Origin of the sequence: Thauera linaloolentis 47Lol = DSM 12138, from assembly GCF_000310205.1 — a bacterium.
Lineage (GTDB): Bacteria > Pseudomonadota > Gammaproteobacteria > Burkholderiales > Rhodocyclaceae > Thauera > Thauera linaloolentis.
The window spans coordinates 1-16,202 of the sequence record NZ_AMXE01000050.1; the positions used below are offsets into that span (position 1 = coordinate 1).

Below are 16,202 nucleotides of genomic sequence, written 5' to 3' on the forward strand. Positions count from 1 at the left end.
ATCGATCATCGGAGTCGGCTGGAAATGGCTGGATTGGGTGCGGTTGCTCAGAACATCAATTGATCAGGGGTTCCTTAAAGGTGCCACTTCAAATAAATAAAAGTCACTCTCAAGCCACAATGCAAAAAGAGGATAGTTTTTCTGCTGAGCTGACATTGGCCACTCTCTTTTTGGGATTAAGCCCTGTTTATTGGCTCCCTGGCATTCCGAGCTCTGCTTTGCTCCTGGGGAAATTATTTTTCCTTGCCCTTCTGTTAGCCTATCCTTTTCTCTATTTCCGTGACGGCATTTATGCGGTTCCGCGTTTCATGCCTGCACTGTTGTTTTTTTCCGCCCTTATTGCTACGCCATCTGCTCTTGCGCATCTTAATTTAGATTTTGCTGGCTTATTCGCAGTCTCTTTTTTTGTTACGCTTGGCTATACCCTTGCTTGCCGCCATGGGTTAAAAGGCGCATTAAATTCTTTATTTTTTTCATCCGTCTTTTTCTCATTAATTGCAATTCTTGTTGTCGTGGATTTCGTTCTTTCAGGGTATTTTTTTAACCCAATACACGAAGTTAGGCTGTTTTTGTATCAGACTGGATTTCACGGAGGTAGAACGGGGTGGACTGCAATTTGCAATGTATTTTTGGCTATAACTTTTGTGGGCATTGTTGTCAGCGAATCCAATCTAAAAAAGACTATTTTTTCATTGGCGGTAATTGTTTTAATTCTTAATCTTGTTGTTGTTGACTCAAGGGGTGGATTAATTACTGGAATAATAGTACTGGCCGCCTATCTAGGTTATTTAGCTCGTACATCAAAAGCCAGAGCGGCAACTCTTCTTATTGCTCTCTTATTATTAAGCTTGTTTATAATGGTTAATTTTGGTGAGCGTTTTTTAATGTCTAGGACCTACCTCTCCATTGTTGCCCCCGAAGAACTTCGTAGTGGGGTAACAACAGGAAGAACGGAAGGCTTTATCGTCGCATTGAATATGTATCTAGACTCCCCCGTCCTCGGTGCTGGAGCCGTCAATCTAAAAGATTTTGGGCAGGATGTTGAGAAAGTCCACAATGTTTGGCTGCGTATTTTAGCGGAACAAGGACTGCTAGGGTTTTTAGGTTTTTTTATTTTTAGTGTCGGATTGTCTTTCTACGTATTGCGATCAAAAAATATTCCTAGAGCAATCTGCGCTATGTTTTTAGCCTCTGGATTTGTTCCAACTCTTTTTGAGCCTACAGGAGTTTTTGGAAATTATTTTGCGACAGCTCCCTTCTGGATGATGGCTGGAGTTTTACTCGCCTCAAAGAATAATTTTTCCTTTGCGCAAAACAAATAAAAGAGTGTACGTAGAATATGTTAAAAATTATATCTTCAGAACTATTTTCACGAGGGCTATTATGGATTAGAGTGCTTTTGATTGGGTCTTTAGTTGATATTGAAAGTTATGGATATTTGCTTCTTCTTATTAGCGCAGAAGCTATTTTTGGAACAATTGTCTCTTATCCTCAAATAAAAGAAATTCTATTTAAGCATCAAGTTGATGCACGGCACTTTTATAGCACAGGGATTCTTTATTTATTACTTCTCCCTGTGATTTTATGTGCTGCATATTTATATTTCAACAGCTCAGCTGCTATGTTGGCAATTTCGCTGTCGGTGTTTTTTTTTGCGGGATCGCAAACTGCTCTCTACGTCTTACGTGTTGCAAATGTGTCTTTGTATAACAGAACGAAGGTTTATGCTGCAGTTTTAAGTACCGTAGTATTTATGGTTGCTCTGCCTTACAACCCTAATTTCCTACCACTTTCTACTGCAACTTATTTTTTTGTACTCTTTGGTGCATTTATTAGATCTTCTGAGAAGATGGCTTTTGATTGCAAAATTTCAATCCGTGAATTGATTCCAGGGTGGCTAATTTTCGGGTCAAAGTCACTGCTTACACAATTAGGGCTTCAAGGCAATCGCTTCGTTATCGGTGTTGCTCTTTCCATTGGAGATGTCGCTATATTTGTAAAGTCATATATGATTGCCAGTGGAATTACTTTCATTTATGCGGCAATAATGATCAAGTATGAAAAAGGACTTTCTAAGGAAATTGCCCCCAATGAATTAAAGCCACGATTGCGTAAGTCTTTTGGGGTGGCCGGATTAATGTGTGCTCTTTTACTGGCTTATATTGGTGTTTTATTTGTTTTTTGGGACAGCAAGATCCCGAGTGTAGATCAAGCTTTTAAAGATGCAAGTTCAGAACTGGTTTTGATTTTTTCTTTATTCTTTATATTCCAGGCTTTCTCGCTGGCATTTACGCCTGTATTAATAGCTTCTGGGAAAAACTTCTGGTCTCTTATGGCTACTGTTTTCTCTCTTCTTGTACAGGTTTTAGTCATAATCTGTCTATGGGAAAACCTTACTCTTTCGACTCTCGCATGGTCCATGGTCTTAGGACATGTTGTGTTGGTAGGAACTTTAGTTCTAGGAAATATTGGCTCAGTTAGATCGCAAAAACACCAATGAATTGCCAGGAAACTATAATTAATATACATATGAACATGAAGAATCTCCTTGCCACTTTGTGTATTCTTTGATGTATTTTTGATCTTAAAAGGAAAAAATATGTTAATTGATGTAAAAAGAATTTATGTTGATATTATCAAAACTCTTCCTATATCGTACGCCAATAGAATGTCACTGGACCATCTAATAAGACAAAAGCGCTGGCCAAATTTGAAAAATCCACAGTGGTATTCTGAAAAAATGCTCTGGCGGCTTGTCTACGATCGTAGAGAAATACTCTCTTTTACGTGCGATAAAATGCGTATGAAAGAGTATGCAAAGAGTAAAGTTAGCTCAATTAATGTACCCAAGAATCTATGGGTGGGTTTCGAATTAGATGATATAAAAAAGCTCTCTTCTTTGCCTGCAGACTTTTTTGAAAAAGGTTGGGCTCTGAAACCCAATCACAGTAGTGGCTTTTGTATCATTGGGAAAGGTGTTCCTGATTTAAACTCAATCAACCTGAAAGGTTGGTGGAAAACGTATGGCAGTGTTGGTACGGCTGGATGGGGGGGGTGGGCGTACGGTAAGGCGAAAAAGGCGCTTGTTCTTGAAGAGCTAATCGGCGATGGATCAGTAGATCTAATTGATTACAAATTTTACGTTTTTGGAGGTAAATGCTCTTTACTACAAATTATTACGGGGAGGGGCGGAGTAAAGCGTCGCTATGTTTTGAATAGACAGTGGCAGTTACAGTACTCTTCAGAGGATCCGCAAGGGATTCATCTCCCTCCCCCTCCTTCTAAATTTGGAGAGATGTTGGAAACTGCAGAAAAATTAGGGGAAGATTTTGATTTTATGAGAATAGATCTTTATTATCATAACGATGAAATTTGGTTTTCAGAGTTAACTCCCTACCCTTCGATGATGAGAAGTAGTCGAAATGGGGTGTTAAACAGATCGCTGGGTGATTCGTGGAAACTGCCTACTATAAAGTGATGTTTATCATTTCTATGTTCATCTACAAGGTGTTGTTTTAATGGTTTTTGGATAGATGATGAAAAATCGTCTTCAGATATTATTTATCCTCGATCATCGTCTGATGCACTATAGAGCCCCTCTTTTTGAACGGCTTTCTGAGTGGAATGACATAACGGTAATTCATCGAGGCCCTGAGCTGCCTGGCATCTGGAGGTTTTCCCAAAAGGTTGTGGGGTATCAAAAGATCGGCCCATTCGACTTTGTCGAGAGTGGCTCTTTAACTGGTATCGATATACTCGTCGTGATGCAGAATCTGCGCCTTATCCAGTATTGGCTTTTGCCGCTTAATTTTTGGAGAAAATACGCATTTGTTTTTTGGGGAATTGGCGTTTCATCTTCTGGCGGATTGGCTAGAGAGAAAAGCCTGATTTCTCGTGTGCGGGGATTTTGCAGCAGTTTTGCGGACGGGATAGGTTTTTATTCGGCTCATCCGCTTCCATTTTATCCTCAAAAAGCGCTGAAGAAAGCAGTTGTTGTTGGCAATTCTGTTGAATCTCCGAACTCTGAGAACTTGGCTTATTGTTGCAAGGATAGTTTTCTCTTCATCGGATCGCTTGATGCTCGAAAAGGGTTGCCTGTACTGTTTCGCACGTTCGCCCAGTATTTGGATAAGCTACCAACTGACTCCGGAATTCGTTTGTTACGAGTGGTGGGCGATGGACCTTTGCGTAAAGAGCTAGAGAATCTGGCTACAACTTTGAAGATTTCTAAATCCGTCCGCTTCGAAGGAGCGGTAACCGATGCTGAAGTAAAAAAGCGCTTTTTTTCTGTCGCGGCAGCAACAGTGTCGCCACTACAAGCCGGTTTGAGCGTAGCGGAAAGTTTTTCGTATGGAGTCCCCTTTATTACTCACAGATACCCTGTGAGTGGTGGCGAGTATCTCTCGATTAAAGATGGGGAAAATGGATTTCTGTTCGAGAGGGAAGAAGATCTTCTAGCTTCACTATTAAAGATAGGCGCCGATCCCGCTGAATCCGCCCGCTTGGGTAATAATGCATACGCATTTTATCGGGAGAATCTCCAGATGAGTCAATATGCGGAGCGTTTCAATACACTGCTGCATGAATCTTATAGACGCTTCAATAAGTAATTTGTATTTTTAGGGGAAGGACGTGGAACTTCAGTATCTGGTAGACATCATCGCGGGCGCTCGCCCCAATTTCATGAAAATCGCCCCGATCATTCGTGCCTTCGAAGCACGAAAGGCCGCGGGCGGTGCGCTCCGTTACCGGCTGATCCACACAGGCCAGCACTACGATCCGCGTATGTCGGGCGAGTTCTTCCGTCAGCTTGGTATTCCAGAGCCCGACGTGAACCTGGGGGTGGGTTCGGGTACGCAGGCTGAGCAGACCGGCGCGATCATGGCGCGCTACGAGCGCCTGTTGCTCGATGCGCCGAGCAATCTGTGCCTGGTGGTGGGTGATGTCACCTCGACCATGGCGTGCGCGATCGCCGCGCAGAAACTGCGTGTTCCGGTGGCACATGTGGAGGCGGGCATCCGTTCGGGAGACTGGTCGATGCCGGAGGAGATCAACCGTATGGTGACGGATTCGATCACCAATTGGTTCTTCACCACCAGCGAGGTGGCGAACGATAACCTTCGGCGCAGTGGTGTGAGTGACGATCGTATCTTCTTTGTCGGCAACACGATGATCGATACGCTGCTTGTGAATCTGCCGCGCCTGCAAAAGCCGGAGTTCTGGGACGAACTGGCCCTAAAACAGGGCGAGTACTTCGTGGTCACGCTGCATCGGCCCGCCAATGTGGATAAGGGCGATGGTTTTGCGCGTTTGCTTGCCGCGATTGCCGAAGGAACGCGGGGGATGCCTGTGGTGTTTCCGGTTCATCCGCGCACGGCCAAGACGCTGAGAGACTTGAACGAGGTGCCGAGCAACTTCCGTTTGGTCGATCCGCAGCCATACCTGGAGTTCAACTATCTGGTGAAAAACGCCAAGGCAGTGATCACCGATTCGGGCGGAATCACCGAAGAAACGACGGTGTTGGGCGTGCCGTGCATGACGCTGCGCGACAACACTGAGCGGCCGGAGACCGTCACGATTGGCACTAATGACTTGATTGGAACCAATCCCGCAGCACTGAAGCCTGCACTTGACAGGCTGTTTGCAGGCGAATGGAAGCGGGGCGGGATTCCTGAAATGTGGGACGGGAAGACGGGTGAGCGCATCGTGGCCGAGTTGGAGAGGCTACTCTGCCAGTGAAGAAGATCGCTCGTTATTGGCATACGCTGCGCTACCTGCGGCCGGTGCAGTTTTACGGCCGTTTGTGGTTTCGTTTCGTTCGTCCGACGGCGGACATTCGATCCGCGCCGGCGCTGCGAACAGGTGTTGGAGCCTGGGCAAGTCCGGCGCGCCGTGAACCGAGCTTGCTCGATGAGGGCAGGTTCGTTTTTCTCAGTGAAGAAGGCGCTTTGAGCGAGGTGGGCTGGGATGGTCCGGCTCGCGAGAAGCTGTGGCGCTACAACCAGCACTATTTTGACGATCTGAATGCGTTGGGCACAGGGCAGCGTGTGGCATGGCATCGACACTTGCTGGCCGACTGGGTTGCACGTAATCCGGTCGGAGAAGGAAATGCCTGGGAGCCATATCCACTGTCACTGCGCATCGTGAACTGGGTGAAGTGGGCGCAGGCCGGAAACCCTTTGCCCGCGCAATGTGTGCAGAGCCTGGCCGTGCAGGCCCGCTGGTTGACCAAGCGGCTGGAGATTCACCTGCTCGGCAACCATCTGTTTGCAAATGCGAAGGCTCTGGTTTTTGCCGGACTTTTCTTCCAGGGCGAGGAAGCCGAGGCGTGGTTGCATAAGGGGCTTGCGATCATCGCTCGCGAACTGCCTGAACAGATTCTGGCGGACGGCGGCCACTTTGAGCGCAGCACGATGTATCACGCCCTGGCTTTCGAAGACATGCTGGACCTGTGCAACATCGCGCAGGTGTATGCGCCGACACGGCATGCCCAGATCAAGGGCTGGCGCGAGGTGGCCCGAAAAATGCGCGGCTGGTTGACGGCGATGTGCCATCCGGATGGCGAAATTGGCCTGTTCAATGATGCTGCCCTGGGTATCGCGCCATCGGTTGCCGAACTGCTTGGATATGCCGACAGACTGGCGCTTGCGGGGCCGCAGGTGCAGGCCGCTCAATTCCGCCACCTGGCGTCGAGCGGATATGTGCGCCTTGAGGCGCCGGATATGCTTGCCTTGCTCGATGTCGCTCCGATTGGGCCTGATTATCTTCCAGGTCATGCCCACGCCGATACGCTGACTTTCGAGTGCTCATTTCATGGGCAACGGGTATTCGTGAATTCTGGTACATCCTGCTATGGCATCAGTGCGGAGCGCCTCCGCCAGCGGGGTACGGCAGCCCATAACACGGTGGTGGTCGACGGCGAGAACTCTTCCGAGGTCTGGGGTGGATTTCGCGTGGCAAGGCGCGCCCGGCCGCTGTCCTTGAAGATCAGTCATGAGAATGGTGATCGAATAGCATGTTCGCACGACGGTTATCGGCGGCTTCCCGGGCAACCGGTTCATCGCCGTACATGGTTCGTCAATGGGCAGTTACGGATCGAGGATGCAGTGAGTGGCCGCTTTGGCCATGCGCAGGCGCGTTTCCATCTGCACCCGGATGTAAAGGTGCAACTCGTTGCTGGCGGCTCGACCGTTTCACTGGCACTGCCGGACGGGCATGAAATCCGCTGCGAGGTGGAGCGGGGGGTGGCGAGCCTCGAACCGTCGACATATCACCCGCGCTTTGGCGTGTCGCAAGCGACACATTGTCTTGTTGTGGAGTTGGTGGACGGGCTGAGCGTTGTTCGAATCGACTGGAACTGATCGATGCATATCCTTTTCTTGACCGATAATTTTCCGCCCGAGGTAAATGCTCCGGCCAGCCGTACTTTCGAGCATTGCCGCGAATGGGTGAAGGCCGGCCACAAGGTGACGGTGGTCACATGCGCGCCGAACTTTCCAAAGGGGAGGGTGTTCGAGGGGTATCGCAACAGCCTGTGGCAGACGGAAGAAGTCGAGGGTATGCGGGTGATTCGCGTGTGGTCCTACATCACGGCGAACGAGGGCTTCGTAAAACGCATCCTGGATTACCAGAGCTTCATGGTGACGGCGACATTGGCAAGCCCCTTTGTGCGCGGGGTGGATATCGTCATTGGGACGTCTCCGCAGTTCTTCACGGCTTGTGCCGCTTATGTCGTAAGCCGCCTGAAACGTGTGCCTTACGTGTTCGAATTGCGCGACTTGTGGCCGGAGTCCATCCGCGCAGTGGGTGCGATGAAGGACTCCGCCGCCCTCGACTGGCTGGAAAAGCTGGAGTTGTTCCTGTACCGCAAGGCAGCCGCAGTGGTGTCGGTCACCAGTGCGTTTCGCGACAACCTGATCAGCCGTGGCATCGATGGCAGCAAGATCCACGTGGTGACGAATGGTGTGGATGTCGCTCGTTTCAATCCTCGCGAAAAGGACGCCGAACTGGTCCACAGCCTGGGATTGGAAGGCAAGTTCGTGGCCGGCTACATCGGTACCCATGGCATGGCACATGCACTGGATACGCTGCTCGATGCCGCTGCCAAGCTCAGGGCCCGTCCGGACGGCGATCGCTACCGGATCATCCTGCTCGGCGATGGTGCACGCAAGGTTGAACTCATGCAAAGGGCGCAGTCGATGGGTTTGGACAATGTGCTGTTCGTCGATTCCGTTTCGAAAGAGCAGGTCGTGCGCTATTGGTCGCTGCTGGATGTGTCGATCATCCATTTGCGCAAGACAGAATTGTTTACGACGGTGATCCCATCAAAGCTCTTCGAATGCATGGGGATGGGTATTCCCGTTTTGCATGGTGTTGCAGGCGAGTCGGCTGCCATCGTCGAGAAGGAACAGGCGGGCATCGTCTTCGAGCCGGAAAACGCGGATGCGCTTTGCGAAGGCTTGGTCAGTCTGGCCGGGGACCCTGCGCTGTATGAGCGTTATCGCGGCAATGCGCTGTCGGGGGCGCAGAACTACGACCGCAGCGTGCTGGCCAAGAAAATGCTCGGCATCCTTGAGTCGATTACCGGAAAACATTGAGATGCTGCCATCCGCCAGCGCTCGAACGTGCGGCGCGTTTTATTTGCACATGCAACATTCGGGTTATAGAACTTAAACACTAGACGCCTACTGTAGACCGGTCCCATTTCTTGAGTATGAGGATCGTCGAGGCGTATGAAACTGTCGACTTTTGGAACGGGCTACGTCGGCTTGGTAACGGGCGCCTGCCTTGCCGAAGTAGGGCATGACGTTGTCTGCATCGACATCGACCAGGACAGGATCGATCTCCTGAACAAGGGTGAAGTCCCTATCTGGGAGCCTGGTCTGGATGCGATCGTGGCGCGTAATGTGGCCGAAGGAAGGCTGGCATTCACGACCGATGTGGCACGTGCGGTGGCACATGCCCAGGTGCAGTTCATCGCGGTGGGTACGCCGTCGGACGAGGATGGATCGGCCGACCTGCAGTATGTGCTGGAGGTGGCCGAAAGCATTGCCCGCCATATGGATGGCTACAAGCTCATCATCAACAAGTCGACGGTGCCGGTGGGCACTGCGGGCAAGGTAAGCGAGCGGATAGCCGATGTGCTTGCCGGACGGCGTATCGACTTGTCCTACGATGTCGTCTCGAATCCGGAGTTCCTGAAGGAGGGGGCCGCGGTGGGCGACTTCCTGAAGCCTGACCGCATTGTCATAGGTACCGAATCCGAGAAAGCGCGGCAACTAATGCGCGAGTTGTACGAGCCTTTCAACCGCAACCACGAACGCACCATCTTCATGGACGTGCGTAGCGCCGAGCTGACCAAGTACGCGGCCAATGCGATGCTGGCGACAAAGATCAGCTTCATGAACGAATTGGCGAACATGGCTGAGATATTGGGGGCCGACATCGAGGAAGTGCGCAAGGGCGTGGGCGCGGACCCGCGCATCGGCTATCACTTCATCTATCCGGGGTGTGGCTACGGCGGCAGCTGCTTTCCGAAAGACGTTCAGGCGCTGGGCCGCACGGCCGAGCAGATCGGCTATGAAGCGCCTTTGCTAAAGGCGGTGGAGAAGGTGAACAACCGCCAGAAAGGCGTGTTGCTGTCGAAGCTTGCGCAGCACTTCGGCGGTACCACTGCATTGGCGGACAAGACGATTGCCGTTTGGGGGCTGGCTTTCAAGCCGAATACCAACGACATGCGCGAGGCCCCCAGCCGCACGCTGATCGAGGCGTTGTGGCAGGCCGGCGCCCGGGTACGGGCGTTCGATCCGGTGGCAATGGAAGAGACGCGCCGCATCTATGGCGAGCGGGACGATTTCCAACTGACGCGGGACAAGTATTCGGCGCTGGACGATGCGGACGCGCTATGCATCTGCACGGAGTGGCAGCAGTTCCGCGCGCCGGACTTCGACGAAATGCAGAGTCGTTTGCGGAACAAGGTGCTGGTCGATGGCCGTAACCTGTACCAGCCTGTCAGGCTCAGGGAAGATGGCTGGGCGTACTACAGCGTCGGGCGTGCTTGAGATCGGGCAGGCCTGAGCCAGTACCGCAGTTGGCTTGGGGCGGTGCCTGGCTTTCGTGGCGGTTGCGTTTCGGCTATTCCAGCCCGAATTCGAAGGTGCTGACCACACGCAGGCGTTTGCCGATGGTGCGCGAGCTGTCCATGTCGCTGCCGTCGTCGTCGAGGATCCGGATGGCCCCCTGGTTTGCGTTCTTGAGCGCCCCCAGGCGGGCGCCGGCATCGGCAGCGAACTTGGTGGCCTGCTCGCGGGCGCTGCGGGTCGCTTCCTCCAGGAGCAGGGGCTTGATGTCGTTGAAGCCGCGCAACTGGTAGCTTGGCCATTCTCCATGACCGTCGCCGCCGAGCTGGATGCCCGTGGCGATCAGTGGGTCGACCTTGTTCGAGGCGGCTGCGACGGCTTCGACCCGTGCGGATTTCACCGTGACCTGCCCTTGCCCATTGAAGCGCAGGGCAACCCGTTCCGGACCGTACTCGCGTGCGAGCAGATCCTGTACCTGGAGCGGACGCACCTCGATTTCGGCATCGTCGAAGCCCTGGCTGCGCAAAAAGGATACGACTTGCTCGCGATCGGAGGTCAAGGCCTGCTGCACGGCGCTGAATTCATCCGCTGCGCGGCGGAAACTCAAGGTCCAGACTGCGAAATCACTTTTTACATCTCGCTCGGCGAGCCCCTTCACCGTGATGCTGCGGTCGGCCATCCTGAAACGCTCGATGCCTTTGCCGACCTGCAGCCCGGCAAAGGCAACGCCGCCAGCAAGCAGCAGGGCAGGGATCAGTCCTATTTTTGCTTCTGCCATGATTGGCTCCAAAAGACAGGGGGGGTCAGATCTTTTCGACCCACTGGTCAACAGCCTCGGAGATGATCTCGTAGGCAAGTTGGTGGGCTTCTTGGGGTTTGCGATAGGGGTCTGGAACTTCGGCCTTGTTCCAGTGGCCGAGCAGGAAGGTCTTGCCTCGAGTTGTGGGATCGAGGTCGTTGGTGAAGTCCAGATGATGCTTTTCCATACCCAGGATCAGATCGGCCCAGCGCGTGAGCTCGAGGTTGAGCTGCTGGGCGCGATGGGTATCGAGGTCGACCTGATGCTGGCTGGCGACCTGCTGGGTGGTCTGATCCGCCGCATGATTGACGAGGGCGCCGATGCCGGCGGAGCGGACAAGAATCTGCTTGCCCTTGGCATGAGCCCGGTCGCGAATCAGCGCTTCGGCCAGCGGGCTGCGGCAGATGTTGCCCGTGCAAAGGATGAGGATCTTTTCGAACATGGTGCTAGCGTAAAAAAAACCGACACCCTCTGTCGAGGGTATCGGTTTCTGGATGTTGCCGGAAAGGCTGATTAGGCAGCTTGCTTGCGGCGACGCACGGCACCGAGGCCTGCCAGACCGAGGCCCAGCAGGGCGAGGGAGGCGGGTTCCGGGACCTGGGTGGCGGTGATGGCAACGTTGCTGACGGCGAAGTCGCCGCCGATGGCTTGAATCGGAAGCCCCGGGAAACGGGAATCAACCAGCTGCTTCAAAAGCTCACCGGCACCGGGCCAGCCGTCGGCCGTTTCTTCGATATTGAGGGTGACGGACGTGTTCGTGACGGTACCCGTCACTGCGAGCGAACCGGCACCAGTCGGATCAACGAAGCTGAAACCCAGCAGGCTGTTCAGAAGACCCAGGACAGCAGGCGTGGTCGCCCCGTTGTAACCGACGCCAAATCCAAAGTCGAACGAGAAGGAAGGAACTGCACTGCCGAAGACAAAGCCGTAGGTGCCCGGAGTGATGCCGGAGACTGCGGCGTCACCGGTGAAAACGAGCGTGTCGCTCGAGATCGAGCGGGAAATGGTTGCACCGGCAACAGTAACCGAGCCGGAGCCGGAGCCGCCCGCTGCGCCAGGACCAACGCTGACTGCATACTTGCCAGACGGGCCTGTAACGAAGGAGCCCGAGCCGATCAGATTGGTCAGGGACACGCTGTAGGTGTTCGCCGATCCATCGTTGAAGCCGCTGATGGCAAAGTTACCCGAAAGTGCATCGATGTTGCTGACATAAGCGGCAGCCGAGGCGCCGGTGCTGAAGGTGGCCAGAGCCGCAGTGGCGGCGATGAGTGCAGTCTTCTTCATGGGGTATATCATCCTATCGGTACGTCACGGCTGGCGTATGGCCAGAACGCGGGGTTTAACGTCGTCGCAACGTGAAAAGGTAGTCGCGATGAATTTTTAGCAATATCAATGCCAGCTATGCAATTCATTGATACTGATGGGCTTTTTATGACATTTCAGCATTGTTTCAGCTTGAGTGTAAAATATTCCGACAAATCATTCTGCTTAGAACGCCATGACCATCCGTAGCCTTCTCCGCATGGGTGATCACCGCCTGCTGGAGCCCGCCAGCCCCGTGACTGTCTTTGGAACGCAGGCGCTCGATGAACTGATCACCGACATGTTCGACACGATGGCCGCGAGCGGGGGCGTCGGCCTGGCCGCACCTCAGATCGGGGTTGGCGTACAGCTTGTGATTTTCGGTTTCGAGCACAGCGAGCGCTATCCCGATGCACCTGCCGTTCCGCGTACCATTCTGCTGAACCCGGTGATCACGCCGCTGGGCGACCAGGTGGAGGAGGGCTGGGAGGGCTGTCTGTCCGTACCCGGTCTGCGTGGTGTGGTGGCACGCCACCATCGTATCCGCTACGAGGGTTTCGATCCGCAGGGCGGACGGATGGACCGTATCGCCGAAGGCTTTCATGCCCGCGTAGTGCAGCATGAATGCGACCATCTCGCCGGCGTGCTTTACCCGATGAGGGTGACGGATTTCACGCGATTTGGCTATACGGATGTTCTTTTCCCGGAGTTGAAATGAGCAATCAGATTCGCATCGGTATCGCCGGTTACGGCAACCTGGGGCGCGGCGTCGAAGCCGCCATCGCCAAGAATCCGGACATGGCGCTGGTTGGCGTCTTTACACGCCGCTCTCCGGAGTCGGTGACACCACTGTTCCCACAGGCGCAGGTTCATTCCACGTCCTTGCTTTCCGAGTTCAGGGATGTAGTGGATGTCTTGATCCTTTGTGGCGGCTCGAAGGACGATCTGCCTAGACAAGGGCCTGAAATGGCGGCGATGTTCAATGTCGTCGACAGTTTCGACACCCATGCCCGCATTCCGGAGTACTTCGATTCGGTGGATGCCCCTGCCAGGGCCAATGGCAAGACGGCGTTGATTTCCATCGGCTGGGACCCGGGCATGTTCTCCATCAATCGCCTGTATGGCGAAGCGCTGTTGCCCGATGGCGCAACCTACACCTTCTGGGGCAAGGGGCTCAGCCAGGGGCATTCGGATGCCATTCGCCGCGTGCCGGGTGTAAAGGCCGGCGTGCAATACACCCTGCCTTCATCCGAGGCGATCGAGCTGGTACGCAGCGGCTCCCGCCCCGAATTGAGTACCCGGCAGAAGCACACTCGAGAATGCTACGTGGTGCTGGACGAGGGCGCGGATGCGGCCGCGGTCGAGCATGCCATCGTTACGATGCCCAACTACTTTGCCGACTACGACACTCAGGTTCACTTCGTCAGCGAAGAAGTTTTGCGCCGTGAGCATGGCCGTATGCCGCATGGCGGTTTCGTCATCCGGAGCGGAAACACCAGCGAAGCTCATGCCCAGGTGATCGAATATTCGTTGCAGCTAGAAAGCAATCCCGAGTTCACCGCCAGCGTACTGGTAGCCCATGCGCGCGCTGCCTATCGCTTGAACCAGCAGGGCCAATACGGAGCCAAAACCGCCTTCGACGTCCCTCCCGGATTGCTTTCGATCAAGTCCGCGGAACAGCTGCGTGCGGAACTGTTGTAAGCACTGCGCTGCGACTCGGACAGGCCATCGACCTGTCCGAGTTGCGGGGAGTTGGAACAGGGCTCGGCTGCGGGCAGATCAACTACAAACCGGGAGAAAGGCGGAGAGGCGCTTTGATCTGGCAAACGATGCGCATTATAGTTTACATAATACAAATTATCGCGCTTTTCCGCAGGCTACTTACCCGCCTCATCGCCAGCGTCCGCCGCCTGCTTTTGACGGTTCTCGAGGAACTCACGCGCACGCTTCGCAGCGGTCGAGTGCTCGTTCCGGCGTAGCATCACACAGACCGCGTGCAGTTCCCACAGATCAACGCCTGCCGCGAGCAGGCGTCTTTTTTCCGCCGTGATACGCCGGCGCCAGGTGCGCGGTGTCGGCCGCGACAGGTGTCGCGCCGCGCGCAAGAACCAGAACAAGCGCCGAAGCTCTGCGGCCCACGTCGGAATCATCATATGGTTGTTCTCAGACGATCAATTGAAGACCCGAAAAGTGTCTCATGTCTAACCCGTTAGACAAAGTCCGGGTGTTACATACGGACCCGGACTAAAACCCCGCCTCGCGGCCGTGCTCGCTCGACCAGGTGAGCCGCTACGGTCTCGTCGTGGCCGCTGCGCAGCGGCCGGTGACGGCATGGTGGTTCCCTACGATCTACACCGCGCGATTCTGGCGCCGGGGCCGGTCCGGGCCCGGAAACACCGACCAGGGGGCGGAATCGCCGTGCAGCTTGGCCTGGTGTGGAGGAAATGCACCTCTGCCCGTCCGGTTCGACGGCGTACCGCGTGAGCGGTTGTGATTTGTTCTGCAGGACAGAGGGGGGCCAGGGGCGTGCTGGGCGCTTCCGCGCTGGACGGCATGACGCCGCCCGACGTTCTACACCGATCCATTGTGACCAACGTCATACATGACAACACGCGGCGAAGCCTATTATCCGGGCATGAAATCAACCGCCTTCATCACCCTCTTCACCTTGGTCGCACTTGCCGGAATCGGCACTCTTACCGTGATCAACAGCGAGGCCCCACCTCTGCCCGTTCCTGCACAGCCGGAGCCTGTCGAGGGGCCCCGCCAAGTAGCGCCTGCCCCTACTCAAGCGCCCTACGTTGCCCAACCGAGTCCGCCACCCGACGAAGGCGTGTATCGATGCATCATTGCGGGCAGAACGATCTACCAAGATCGCCCCTGCGAAACAGGCCGGCAAGCGGTCATCGAACGCGGCACCGTATCTGTCGTACCAAGGCATCCGGTGGATCCGTACAAGCAGAAGACGCCCGAATCGAGAGGCCCGAACGTCGCGATGATCAACCGCGATACGCCGCAAGACGAACACATGGAATGTCCCAACTTGCGCAAACGTCTACTCAACATCGACGCACAGGCCCGTCACCGTTCGACTGCACGGCTTACCGAAGAGCGCCGGAACGTCGGAAAGCGCATGTCTGAACTGAAGTGCAGCCACATGGATTGACTACAAAGCGCCGAGCGCCTGCAGGCGCCGGTAATGCTTCATGCGTTGATCAGCCGGAAGCCGCTCGAGCAGCCGAACCAAAGGAGGCTTGCCAGGTACGACAGCCACCGGCGCAGCAGAAGGCGGTTCAAGCGGCACGCGCATGGCGGCAGAGGCGATGCGGCGCCAAGCTGGCAGCGGGATACGGTAGCCCTTGAGGTGCCAAGGCGGCAGATAACTGTAGGGACCATGCGGATACCCTTCGCGAAAGCGCTGGCGCGTGTCATAGCCCCTGAACAGGCTGTTCCCGCGAAAGGCCCAGCGCTCGGCCAGGATGGAGTCACGCTCCATGCCATAGCGCACGAATCCAACGTGCACACGCGGCATCTTGATCGGCAAGAACGGGATCTTGATCTTGTCCATCCGACGACAGATCACGTGATACTCGGCCATCGCCTCACGAATCTGCTTATCTACCTGGTTTGGATGCTGCGCGATCAAGTAGGTATCCCATCCGAGCTTGCGGCTATGCACCAGCCACTCAAGCAGGCCAGAGCGCCGTTTGTCCTGGAAAGTGCGAGCGTTGAGAAAGACGGCCAGCTCATCGAGCACCAGGAGGCCGTTACGCGATTCATCGACCAAACCATCGTCCGACGTCGGATTGCCCGAGCCGATCAGATCAAGGTCTTCGCGCCCAGGAAAGTCAGGCAGACGAATGACCCGCGCTCGAGCGTGATGCACCGGCAGCAGGTGTTCCAGGTAGAGGTCAAGATTCGTCGCCACTACCCTGCCCTGCAGCAAGGCTTCGCGGATGCGACCGACGCACACCAGAGACTTGCCGTTCCCCTTCTTGCCGGTAACCAGGTAATCGGACATG

The 16,202-nt window shown here is 54.5% G+C and carries 16 protein-coding genes; 11 read left to right on the top strand and 5 right to left on the bottom strand.

Translation table 11 applies throughout. The features are described 5' to 3' along the window. The 8 genes from C666_RS19855 to C666_RS12610 form a co-directional block, all read left to right on the top strand. Window positions 1–1,322: O-antigen ligase family protein (locus tag C666_RS19855; protein ID WP_211206748.1), on the top strand; the 1,322-nt coding region annotated here is incomplete at its 5' end. Between the two features lie 71 nt (window positions 1,323–1,393). Continuing rightward, complete coding sequence (locus C666_RS20510) at window positions 1,394–2,500, top strand: polysaccharide biosynthesis protein (protein WP_154666183.1); 1,107 nt, start codon at window positions 1,394–1,396, stop codon at window positions 2,498–2,500. A 99-nt stretch (window positions 2,501–2,599) separates the two neighbouring features. Beyond that, window positions 2,600–3,478 (top strand): ATP-grasp fold amidoligase family protein, encoded by an 879-nt coding sequence (locus tag C666_RS19860; RefSeq protein WP_081593446.1) that lies wholly within the window; start codon window positions 2,600–2,602, stop codon window positions 3,476–3,478. A 58-nt stretch (window positions 3,479–3,536) separates the two neighbouring features. Continuing rightward, window positions 3,537–4,610: a glycosyltransferase family 4 protein gene (locus C666_RS19865; RefSeq protein WP_245603923.1), complete on the top strand. Its 1,074-nt coding sequence runs from the start codon at window positions 3,537–3,539 to the stop codon at window positions 4,608–4,610. A gap of 22 nt (window positions 4,611–4,632) precedes the next feature. Further along, entirely contained in the window at window positions 4,633–5,739 is a 1,107-nt protein-coding gene (wecB, locus tag C666_RS12595) for a non-hydrolyzing UDP-N-acetylglucosamine 2-epimerase (RefSeq protein WP_004339815.1), read from the top strand. Continuing rightward, complete coding sequence (locus C666_RS12600) at window positions 5,736–7,361, top strand: heparinase II/III family protein (RefSeq protein WP_028792217.1); 1,626 nt, start codon at window positions 5,736–5,738, stop codon at window positions 7,359–7,361. The genes wecB and C666_RS12600 overlap by 4 nt, the downstream gene beginning before the upstream one ends. 3 nt (window positions 7,362–7,364) lie before the next feature. Continuing rightward, window positions 7,365–8,597, top strand: coding sequence for a glycosyltransferase family 4 protein (locus tag C666_RS12605; protein ID WP_004339818.1), 1,233 nt, complete (start codon window positions 7,365–7,367; stop codon window positions 8,595–8,597). A 135-nt stretch (window positions 8,598–8,732) separates the two neighbouring features. Continuing rightward, complete coding sequence (locus C666_RS12610; protein WP_004339820.1) at window positions 8,733–10,061, top strand: UDP-glucose dehydrogenase family protein; 1,329 nt, start codon at window positions 8,733–8,735, stop codon at window positions 10,059–10,061. Between the two features lie 73 nt (window positions 10,062–10,134). Here the strand turns inward: C666_RS12610 and C666_RS12615 are convergent, their stop codons facing one another. The 3 genes from C666_RS12615 to C666_RS12625 form a co-directional block, all read right to left on the bottom strand. Continuing rightward, window positions 10,135–10,857, bottom strand: a complete 723-nt coding sequence (locus tag C666_RS12615) for an SIMPL domain-containing protein (RefSeq protein WP_004339823.1) — start codon at window positions 10,855–10,857, stop codon at window positions 10,135–10,137. Window positions 10,858–10,882: 25 nt separating this feature from the next. Continuing rightward, complete coding sequence (locus C666_RS12620; RefSeq protein WP_004339826.1) at window positions 10,883–11,320, bottom strand: low molecular weight protein-tyrosine-phosphatase; 438 nt, start codon at window positions 11,318–11,320, stop codon at window positions 10,883–10,885. 71 nt (window positions 11,321–11,391) lie between these two features. Beyond that, window positions 11,392–12,162: a PEP-CTERM sorting domain-containing protein gene (locus C666_RS12625; RefSeq protein ID WP_004339828.1), complete on the bottom strand. Its 771-nt coding sequence runs from the start codon at window positions 12,160–12,162 to the stop codon at window positions 11,392–11,394. Window positions 12,163–12,376: 214 nt separating this feature from the next. Between C666_RS12625 and def the strand changes: the two genes are divergently transcribed. Both def and C666_RS12635 read left to right on the top strand, forming a co-directional pair. Continuing rightward, entirely contained in the window at window positions 12,377–12,898 is a 522-nt protein-coding gene (gene def / locus C666_RS12630) for a peptide deformylase (protein ID WP_004339831.1), read from the top strand. Then, on the top strand, window positions 12,895–13,881 hold the full coding sequence (locus tag C666_RS12635; protein ID WP_004339833.1) for a diaminopimelate dehydrogenase: 987 nt from the start codon (window positions 12,895–12,897) through the stop codon (window positions 13,879–13,881). The genes def and C666_RS12635 overlap by 4 nt, the downstream gene beginning before the upstream one ends. A gap of 176 nt (window positions 13,882–14,057) precedes the next feature. On the opposite strand, the gene C666_RS20515 is transcribed toward C666_RS12635, so the two are convergent. Next, complete coding sequence (locus tag C666_RS20515; RefSeq protein ID WP_028792218.1) at window positions 14,058–14,333, bottom strand: hypothetical protein; 276 nt, start codon at window positions 14,331–14,333, stop codon at window positions 14,058–14,060. Window positions 14,334–14,782: 449 nt separating this feature from the next. Here C666_RS20515 and C666_RS20520 point away from each other — a divergent pair, with 449 nt between their 5' ends. Continuing rightward, window positions 14,783–15,346, top strand: coding sequence for a hypothetical protein (locus C666_RS20520; protein WP_154666184.1), 564 nt, complete (start codon window positions 14,783–14,785; stop codon window positions 15,344–15,346). Here the strand turns inward: C666_RS20520 and C666_RS12645 are convergent, their stop codons facing one another. Then, window positions 15,347–16,201, bottom strand: coding sequence for a zonular occludens toxin domain-containing protein (locus tag C666_RS12645; protein WP_004339835.1), 855 nt, complete (start codon window positions 16,199–16,201; stop codon window positions 15,347–15,349). It abuts the gene before it with no gap. Window position 16,202: the final 1 nt, after the last annotated feature.

Coding starts and splice junctions, on each gene's coding strand:
- C666_RS19860 (WP_081593446.1), top strand. CDS start 2,600: ATGTTAATTGATGTAAAAAGAATTTATGTTGATATTATCAAAACTCTT.
- C666_RS19865 (WP_245603923.1), top strand. CDS start 3,537: ATGAAAAATCGTCTTCAGATATTATTTATCCTCGATCATCGTCTGATG.
- C666_RS12605 (WP_004339818.1), top strand. CDS start 7,365: ATGCATATCCTTTTCTTGACCGATAATTTTCCGCCCGAGGTAAATGCT.
- C666_RS12610 (WP_004339820.1), top strand. CDS start 8,733: ATGAAACTGTCGACTTTTGGAACGGGCTACGTCGGCTTGGTAACGGGC.
- C666_RS12615 (WP_004339823.1), bottom strand. CDS start 10,857: ATGGCAGAAGCAAAAATAGGACTGATCCCTGCCCTGCTGCTTGCTGGC.
- C666_RS12620 (WP_004339826.1), bottom strand. CDS start 11,320: ATGTTCGAAAAGATCCTCATCCTTTGCACGGGCAACATCTGCCGCAGC.
- C666_RS12625 (WP_004339828.1), bottom strand. CDS start 12,162: ATGAAGAAGACTGCACTCATCGCCGCCACTGCGGCTCTGGCCACCTTC.
- def (WP_004339831.1), top strand. CDS start 12,377: ATGACCATCCGTAGCCTTCTCCGCATGGGTGATCACCGCCTGCTGGAG.
- C666_RS12635 (WP_004339833.1), top strand. CDS start 12,895: ATGAGCAATCAGATTCGCATCGGTATCGCCGGTTACGGCAACCTGGGG.
- C666_RS20515 (WP_028792218.1), bottom strand. CDS start 14,333: ATGATGATTCCGACGTGGGCCGCAGAGCTTCGGCGCTTGTTCTGGTTC.
- C666_RS20520 (WP_154666184.1), top strand. CDS start 14,783: ATGACAACACGCGGCGAAGCCTATTATCCGGGCATGAAATCAACCGCC.
- C666_RS12645 (WP_004339835.1), bottom strand. CDS start 16,201: ATGTCCGATTACCTGGTTACCGGCAAGAAGGGGAACGGCAAGTCTCTG.